Below are 8208 nucleotides of genomic sequence, written 5' to 3'. Positions count from 1 at the left end.
GGACGTTGCCATGCACATCGAAGAATCTTCCGTTGGAAGGTTCTTTTTTTGTGTCTAAAAATTTAAGCTACATGGCATATTTTGGTTTTACAGCGTAAATAAATATGATATACTATCTTAGTTGATAAATGCCACTATAGCTCAGCTAGGTAGAGCACTTCCATGGTAAGGAAGGGGTCGTCGGTTCAAGTCCGACTAGTGGCTTAAAAATAAATTTTTAATACGTAGAGGATGACCACGATTATTATCATGGTCATCCTCTTTTTTGTTTTGAAAGTTAAATTTGAACCAATTCATCTTTGATTGTGTACAGTGAATCTAGTATAATTTTTTAAAATGTGTAAAAAATACTAGGAGGAACTGTGCGAATGGATACAAAGTATCAAGTAGAAAGTATTAATAAGAAACATCGACATATGACATATTGGGATATGTTTGCAACCTGGGTTGGTGCTAATGCTAACAATGGAACCTGGTTCATCGGTGGAATTATTGCTGCTTGTGGATTCTGGGGCGGAATTAAAGCCTTAATTTTAGCTTCGAGTATTTCATACATATTCTTAATGTTAGTTGGTTATATGGGCACCAAAACTGGAGTTACAACAATGGCGTTGTCACGTGCTTCTTTTGGAATTAGAGGCAGCATTATTCCTTCGATTGTTAATTTGACACAATTTGTTGGTTGGACAGCGGTTAATACTTTTATTGCTGCGACTTCTGTATCATATATTTTGCACAGCTTCTTGGGATGGCCTGTATATGGTCAACCGGGTGGAAATCTGGGATTGATTGTGGGAATCGCAGTGATGAGTCTCTTGCATTTAATTAGTATTGTTTCAGGACAGAAATCCATTCAAATTATTGAACGAATCGGGATTATCTTAGTTATTATCTTTGTGATTTGGGAATCAATAGTAGTTTTTAAAGATGTATCCTTTAGCCAAATCGCTGCTTGGAAAGTTCCAAGCCATCTTAAAATGGGGTTTGGGACGGCCATGGACACGTTAGCCGCCTTTAATTTAGCGTGGGTGACTGCTGGCGCGGATTTTACTAGGTTTACTAAGAAATCTGTTACAGCGACCACCGCACCTTTTCTAGGAGCAAACTTAGGTGTTTTCGGATTTGCATTTATTGGATTAAGTGCCACAATAAGTATTGCAATTAGTTCAGGCGTGTACGATCCTAATAATTCTGATCCAAGTACAATTGCTAATAGATTAGGGTTAGGGCTCATTGCAATGATTGTAATTATGCTGACTAGCATGACGGCCAATGCCGTCAATATTCAGGCAGCGGGTTCAGCATTAAACAATATGTTCACTAAGCTAACTTTAAAACAGTCACTTCTCATTACCACGGTTATTGCAACCTTAGTAACTTTTATACCGGTTTTCTATGGTAGCTTTTTAGAAACCTTCACCGCTTTCTTGGACTATGTAGGTATGGTTCTAGGACCGATTATTAGTATTATGGTGGTTGATTATTTCCTTATTTCAAAACAGAAATATGATCCTATGGAATTGGGAAATCCAAACGGAAGATACTGGTATAAAAATGGTATCCACTGGACGGCTTTTATTTTATGGTTAGTAGGCGTAATTTTTTACAGCTTATTACAGAAATTGGACTTTGTTCAAACCTATACTGGGGCAACGTTCATTGTAATGATTATTATTGGAATTTTATATTGGCTAATTATGCAGTTTGAAAAGAGGAACAGCAATGTTAATTAAAAACGTTCATATCGAAAATGATCCTGAAGTAAAAGATGTTAGAATCGAAAATGGAATTTTTAAAGCAATTGGTAAAAATCTTGAAGCATCTGATGACGAGGTGATTGATGCCAATGGGAAATTACTTTTACCACCCTTTATTGATTCACATGTGCATTTAGATGCGACCTTAACAGCGGGAGATCCCGAATGGAATGAAACTGGAACTTTATTTGATGGAATTCGTATTTGGTCAGAACGCAAACAAACCTTAACTAAAAAAGAGACTAAAGAACGCGCTATTCAAACGTTAAAAAAGCAAGCTAGCCATGGAATTCAATTCGTCCGCAGCCATGTTGATACTACCGATCCTAGTTTTACAGCTCTAGAGGCTTTATTAGAAGTAAAAGATGAAGTAAAAGATTTTATGGAATTGCAATTGGTAGCCTTTCCGCAGGAAGGTATTTTATCGTTTAAAAATGGTAAAAACCTGATTAAACAAGCGGTTGAAATGGGCGTCGATGTTATTGGAGCAATTCCGCATTTTGAATTTAATCGTGACTACGGCGTGGATTCCTTAAAGTATATTGTTGAGCTTGCTGAAAAATATGACAAACTTATCGATGTACATTGTGATGAAATTGATGATCCTAATTCACGTCACCTAGAAGTCTTAGCTACCTTAGCTTATGAAAGTGGTTTAAAAAATAAAGTCACTGCTAGCCATACTACGGCAATGGGCTCATATAACGATGCGTATGTTTATAAGCTAATGCGTCTTTTAGAGATGTCCAATATTAATATGGTATGCAACCCATTAATTAACATGCACCTGGGTGGCCGGTTTGATACGTATCCAAAACGACGCGGGTTAACCCGCGTTAAGGAACTTTTGGAAAATAACGTTAATGTTTCCTTCGGCGAAGATGATATAAAAGACCCTTGGTATCCAATGGGAGACGGAAACATGTTAGATTCGATCCATATGGGAATTCATGCAACTCAATTGATGGGATATTCGCAAATTATGAATTCTTATAATTTAACTACTAATAACGGTGCCAAAACTTTAAATGTTACAGATCATTATGGAATTGAAGTTGGAAAACCAGCTAATTGTTTAATTTTTAACACTGATAATTTTTATAATGAACTTAACGAACGGAAAGAATTATTGTATTCGATCCACAATGGAAAGGTCATCGTTAAAACTGAACCAGCTAAAATAAAAACCAACTTTTAACTAAGTGGTGCCCTCTAACCAGGCTTTTTGTTAGGGACACCATTTTTTTTATGAGATAATTTAAATATTAAATAAGCGTAAAGAAGTTGAGAAGATGAGAGCATTAATACAAACTTTTGCTGAACAAAAAGGTGAGTTAGGACAGGCGCTACTTCAGCATATTGGAATTTCAGTTCTATCATTATTAATTGCGATTTTAATTGCGATGCCATTAGCAATTTGGGCTACCCATCATCGCAAAGTTGCAGAATTATTATTACAAGTCACGGGAGTTTTACAAACAATCCCTTCTTTAGCACTGCTGGGGTTATTGATTCCTTTGGTGGGGATTGGCAGTGTACCCGCCGTAATTGCATTGGTAATTTACGCTTTGTTACCAATTTTTCAAAGCACATATGTAGGAATTACAGAAATTGATCCTTCCTTAGAGGAAGCTGCGGACGCTTTTGGAATGCGTCGTTCACAAAAACTTTTCCGAGTTGAATTACCAACAGCGATGCCAGTCATTATTTCTGGAATTCGAACCGGACTGGTATTGATTATTGGAACGGCAACGCTAGCAGCTTTAATTGGAGCAGGGGGCTTGGGAAATTTCATTCTGCTCGGGATCAACCGGAATGACCCACAACTAATTTTAGTTGGGGCAATTAGTTCAGCCCTTTTAGCGATTATATTAAGTGCACTCATCAGCGTCGTTCAGCGTTTATCAATTAAGAAGATGCTTATCACCTTAGCAGTATTAGTGATCGGGGCAGCTGGGATTTCTATCACGCGATTGGTAATGCCTAAAACTGAAACCATTACGATTGCCGGAAAATTAGGAGCAGAACCGGATATTCTTATTAATATGTATAAGGATTTAATTGAGCAAGAAAGTCCACGAACTAAAGTGGTATTGAAACAAAATTTTGGTGAAACCACCTTTTTATTCAACGCTTTAAAATCAAATAAAATTGATATTTATCCTGAATTTACAGGAACGGTTTTAGAAACATTGGTGAAGAAAGCCCCTACTCAAAAAACGAGTGCGCATCAAACTTACTTAGATGCCCAACGATTATTGAAACAACAATTCCAAATGGATTACCTGCAACCGATGAAATATCAAAATACGAATGCCCTTGTGGTTAAAAAGGATTTTGCCAAGAAAAATGATTTAAAAACAATCTCAGATTTAAAAAATATTGAAAATCAGTTAAAAGGTGGCATGACCTTAGAGTTTATTCATCGTAAAGATGGTTGGGTAGGAATTAAAAAGGCTTACGAATTAGATTTTCCAGTTCGTTCAATGCAGGCTTCCTTACGCTATTCCGCCATTAAAAACGGGCAGATTAATGTTGCTGATGCTTATTCTACCGATAGTCAAATAAAGCAATTGAATTTAACGACTTTAAAAGATGATCAACATGTTTTCCCTCCATATCAAGGGGCGCCCTTAATGAAAACGAGCTTTGCCAATAAACATCCGCAAGTCGTCAAAGCACTTAATCGGTTAGCCGGTAAAATTTCAGAATCGGAAATGCAAGAAATGAATTATGAAGTTAATGTACAAAAGAAATCAGCTGATGTAGTGGCTTATCAATACTTAGTTAAAAAAGGTTTGTTGAAAGGAGACGGAAAATAGTGGCTAAAACAATGATCGAATTTCAACATGTGAAAAAGGATTTTGGAAATCATAGCGTAATTAAAGATATTAGTTTCGAAGTTCAAGGAGGTGAAATTTTTGTCCTAGTGGGAACTTCCGGTAGCGGAAAAACTACGACACTCAAGATGATTAATCAACTTTTCGTTCAAACAGAAGGCGATATCTTGTTCAATGGTAAGAAGATTAAAGATTACAATCTCCGAGAGCTGCGTCTGAATGTAGGATATGTTCTACAACAAATTGCATTGTTTCCCACGATGACCGTTGAACAAAATATTGCGTTAATCCCTGAAATGAAACACTTTAAAAAAGAGGATATAAAAAGACGGATAGATCAACTCCTTGGTGATGTTGATCTTGATCCTGAAAAGTATCGAAATCGCCACCCCAGTGATCTTTCGGGTGGTGAACAGCAACGCATTGGGATTTTACGGGCGATTGCTTCAGAACCACCAGTCGTCCTGTTTGATGAACCTTTTAGTGCGTTAGATCCATTAGTGCGAAATCAATTACAAGATTTGGTTTTGAAGTTACATCAAAAGTTGAAGAATACGATTGTATTTGTTACCCATGATATGGATGAAGCTTTAAAACTAGGAGATCGAATTGGGGTTATGAACGATGGTAAATTATTGCAAGTCGCCACCCCAAAGGAAATTGCACAGAATCCGGAAAATGCTTTTGTGGAGAATTTCTTCTCTGCTACGGTGGGTAAAAATCTATATAAGACACCTATTGAAAAAATTATTCGAACGGGCTTTGAAATTTCAGAACCGCATGGGACAGAACCAATATTTGAAATTAATGCTAAAGATACTTTAGAAAAAGCTTTTGCAGCAATGGCTGAAGTAGAAATATTAAAAGTAGTAGATGAAGATAAATCAACGGTTAGTTGGGTTGACCGAGCATCATTATTTAGGTATTTGAGTGAAACCAAACATTGAGGGAGGTAAATTAAATGAAAAAGTATGACGTTGTGATTATTGGAGCAGGACCTGGTGGATTAGGATTAGCTTATCCTTTAAAAGAAGCGGGGTTGGAAGTGGCAGTTGTTGAAGAAAATCTTTGGGGTGGAACGTGTCCCAATCGAGGATGCGACCCTAAAAAGGTTCTATTAGCAGCGATTGAAGCTAAAAAACAAAATCAATATTTGCTTGGTAATGGAATTAAAAATGAAACTCAAATTGATTGGCCGGCTTTAATGCAATTTGAAAAAACATTTACAGATCCAGTTTCTAAAAGCAGCCGTTCAGGTTTAACGGACGCTCAAATCGATGTTTATGATGGGCATGCTGAATTTATTGACCAACATACCTTGAAAATCGATCAAACAACCATCACCAGTGAAAAATTTGTGATTGCAACGGGACAACGCCCTGGTCGATTAACAAATATTGAAAATCAAGAGATGATGCAGACTAGTACAGATTTCTTAAAGATGGATCATCTACCAAATGAACTGGCCTTGGTCGGTGGAGGATATATAGCATTTGAATTGGCGATGATTGCTAGTGGCGCAGGGGCTAAGGTACACATTATTCATCATAATCAACGCCCATTAAAAGCTTTTCCTAAAGCATATGTCGATGACTTAATCGATCAACTTAAAACTCAAGGAGTTGAAGTTCACTTAGGAATTGATTTAAAGCGGGTAGAACCTAAGGATGAACGGTTTGAGTTGAGTGATGGACAAGGTTTCAAGCAAATCGTTGATCAGGTTTTTGTTACAGCTGGGAGAAAACCCAATGATGATAGTTTAAATTTGGAAAAGATTGGTGTACAAACTGATCGTGGTGGAATCGTAGTTAATGAGTATTTGGAAACATCGGTTGATAATATCTATGCGATGGGGGACGTTGTTTCCAAGGCGCTTCCTAAACTGACTCCAGTATCTGGATTTGAAGCCCGTTATTTGGCTAAAAAGCTAACGAATGCAACCCAAGCAGCGATTGATTATCCAGCAATCCCTACCGTAGTATACGGAATGCCTAAATTGGCTAAGGTAGGAGTTGAATTGGATGAGGCGCAGCAACATCCAGAACAATATGAAATAAAGACAGCGGAGATGACAGAGTGGTTTACTTATCGGCGTTTACAAGATCCGTTCGCTAAAATTAGTGTTATTCATGAAAAGTCCAGTGGAAAAATTGTTGGTGCAATTACAATGAGTAGTGAAGCGGAACATCTAATTAATGATTTAACGATGATTATTAATCAAGGGGGATTAGTAGATCAAATCAACAATCAAATCTTAGCTTATCCTACGGAAGCCAGTGATTTAGGCTATATGTAGTATACTTAATTAGTGATTGTTATAATTTAGCTTTATTTTGAAAGGAACGTGGTTTAATGGAGTTCGTGGGCGTGCTTGTACTAATTTTAGTACTGACCCTTTTAGCTGGTCATTTTGCTCAACGAATGGGATTTCCTGCAGTTGTAGGACAATTATTGGTCGGAATTATTTTAGGGCCTGGAATTTTAGGGATTATTCATTCAGACGAATTGATATCAGTGTTTTCAGAAATCGGGGTAATTATCCTGATGTTTCTAGCAGGACTAGAAAGTGATCTGAAAATGTTGAAAAAATACATCAAGCCGGCGCTGGTAGTTGCGATATTAGGGGTAGTTTTACCCATTGTATTAGTCGGTGGCGCGAGCCTTCTTTTTGGAGTCCATCCGATGGAAGCACTATTCATCGGGGTCATCTTTTCAGCTACTTCAGTTAGTATTTCTGTGGAAGTCTTAAAGGAATATCACACCCTAAATACTAAAGAGGGGGCCACCATTTTGGGGGCGGCTGTAGCCGATGATATTATTGGAGTTTTATTACTAGGTGTTATGATTGCGTTGACTAGTTCTAAATCGGGATCCAATTCAAACGTGGGGATGGCCATCTTTTATCAAGTGTTATTCTTCATTGGAGTATATGTGATCGGAAAATGGGTGGTTCCGATGCTTATGCGCCTTTCAGACCAACTGTTTATTACGGCTTCGCGCCCAGTGATGACGATTATTATTTGTTTAGGTTTAGCATGGCTGGCTGATGTAGCCGGTTTGAGCGGAGCGATCGGCGCATTTTTTGCGGGAGTAGCCGTTTCGTTAACCGATGAAGATGATGAAATCAATGAGAGCATTGAACCAATTGGTTATGCTATCTTTATTCCAGTTTTCTTCGTTAGTGTTGGTTTATCAATGAATTTTGATGGACTTCAAACTGTACTGGGACTAATTGTGGTATTAACTATTTTAGCCACTATTACCAAATTATTTGGTTGTGGATTAGGAGCTCGAATGTCGGGATTTGATTTAACTAGTAGTGGGGTAATTGGAGCTGGAATGATTTCCCGTGGCGAGATGGCGCTAATTACTTTACAAATTGGTTATGGTGAACATTTAATGAGTGAAACTTATTATTCAGCAATTGTATTAGTGATTGTTTTGGTTACCCTCATTGCACCGTTTATTTTGAAGGATGCTATTAAGAAAAATAAAGCAGCTACTCATGCTTAAAAACTAAACTTAGAATTTTCATCAAATTCTAAGTTTAGTTTTTTTATTTAGCAAATTACACAACAAGACCCGTTTAATTTGATACAATGAACATTAAA

At 37.3% G+C, this 8208-nt stretch carries 6 protein-coding genes and 1 tRNA gene; all 7 read left to right on the top strand.

Features of this window, described 5'->3' with window-relative positions; all coding sequences use genetic code 11:
- The first annotated feature begins 130 nt into the window (after positions 1-130).
- The 7 genes from IV86_RS08140 to IV86_RS08110 all read left to right on the top strand — a co-directional run bounded on the left by IV86_RS08140 (position 131) and on the right by IV86_RS08110 (position 8110).
- Positions 131-204, top strand: a tRNA-Thr gene (locus tag IV86_RS08140).
- Between the two features lie 164 nt (positions 205-368).
- Entirely contained in the window at positions 369-1733 is a 1365-nt protein-coding gene (locus IV86_RS08135; protein WP_055125945.1) for a cytosine permease, read from the top strand.
- Entirely contained in the window at positions 1723-2955 is a 1233-nt protein-coding gene (codA, locus tag IV86_RS08130) for a cytosine deaminase (RefSeq protein ID WP_002832659.1), read from the top strand. Before IV86_RS08135 ends, codA begins: the two co-directional genes overlap by 11 nt.
- Before the next feature lie 94 nt (positions 2956-3049).
- Positions 3050-4579 carry an ABC transporter permease/substrate-binding protein gene (locus tag IV86_RS08125; protein ID WP_056979533.1) on the top strand — a complete coding sequence of 510 codons (1530 nt, stop codon included), beginning with the start codon at positions 3050-3052 and terminating at the stop codon, positions 4577-4579.
- On the top strand, positions 4579-5544 hold the full coding sequence (locus IV86_RS08120) for an ABC transporter ATP-binding protein (RefSeq protein WP_036672798.1): 966 nt from the start codon (positions 4579-4581) through the stop codon (positions 5542-5544). Before IV86_RS08125 ends, IV86_RS08120 begins: the two co-directional genes overlap by 1 nt.
- Before the next feature lie 14 nt (positions 5545-5558).
- Positions 5559-6893: a dihydrolipoyl dehydrogenase family protein gene (locus IV86_RS08115; RefSeq protein ID WP_002832662.1), complete on the top strand. Its 1335-nt coding sequence runs from the start codon at positions 5559-5561 to the stop codon at positions 6891-6893.
- Between the two features lie 56 nt (positions 6894-6949).
- Positions 6950-8110 (top strand): cation:proton antiporter, encoded by a 1161-nt coding sequence (locus IV86_RS08110; RefSeq protein ID WP_002832663.1) that lies wholly within the window; start codon positions 6950-6952, stop codon positions 8108-8110.
- Positions 8111-8208 lie beyond the last annotated feature (98 nt).

Origin of the sequence: Pediococcus pentosaceus, assembly GCF_001437285.1 — a bacterium.
Lineage (GTDB): Bacteria > Bacillota > Bacilli > Lactobacillales > Lactobacillaceae > Pediococcus > Pediococcus pentosaceus.
The sequence above is the reverse complement of the archived record's forward strand: the minus strand, read 5'-3'. Positions and strand labels throughout refer to the sequence as shown.

What these genes read in the sequence shown, in the direction of transcription:
- IV86_RS08135 (WP_055125945.1), top strand. Translation starts at nt 369, where the DNA reads ATGGATACAAAGTATCAAGTAGAAAGTATTAATAAGAAACATCGACAT.
- codA (WP_002832659.1), top strand. Translation starts at nt 1,723, where the DNA reads ATGTTAATTAAAAACGTTCATATCGAAAATGATCCTGAAGTAAAAGAT.
- IV86_RS08125 (WP_056979533.1), top strand. Translation starts at nt 3,050, where the DNA reads ATGAGAGCATTAATACAAACTTTTGCTGAACAAAAAGGTGAGTTAGGA.
- IV86_RS08115 (WP_002832662.1), top strand. Translation starts at nt 5,559, where the DNA reads ATGAAAAAGTATGACGTTGTGATTATTGGAGCAGGACCTGGTGGATTA.
- IV86_RS08110 (WP_002832663.1), top strand. Translation starts at nt 6,950, where the DNA reads ATGGAGTTCGTGGGCGTGCTTGTACTAATTTTAGTACTGACCCTTTTA.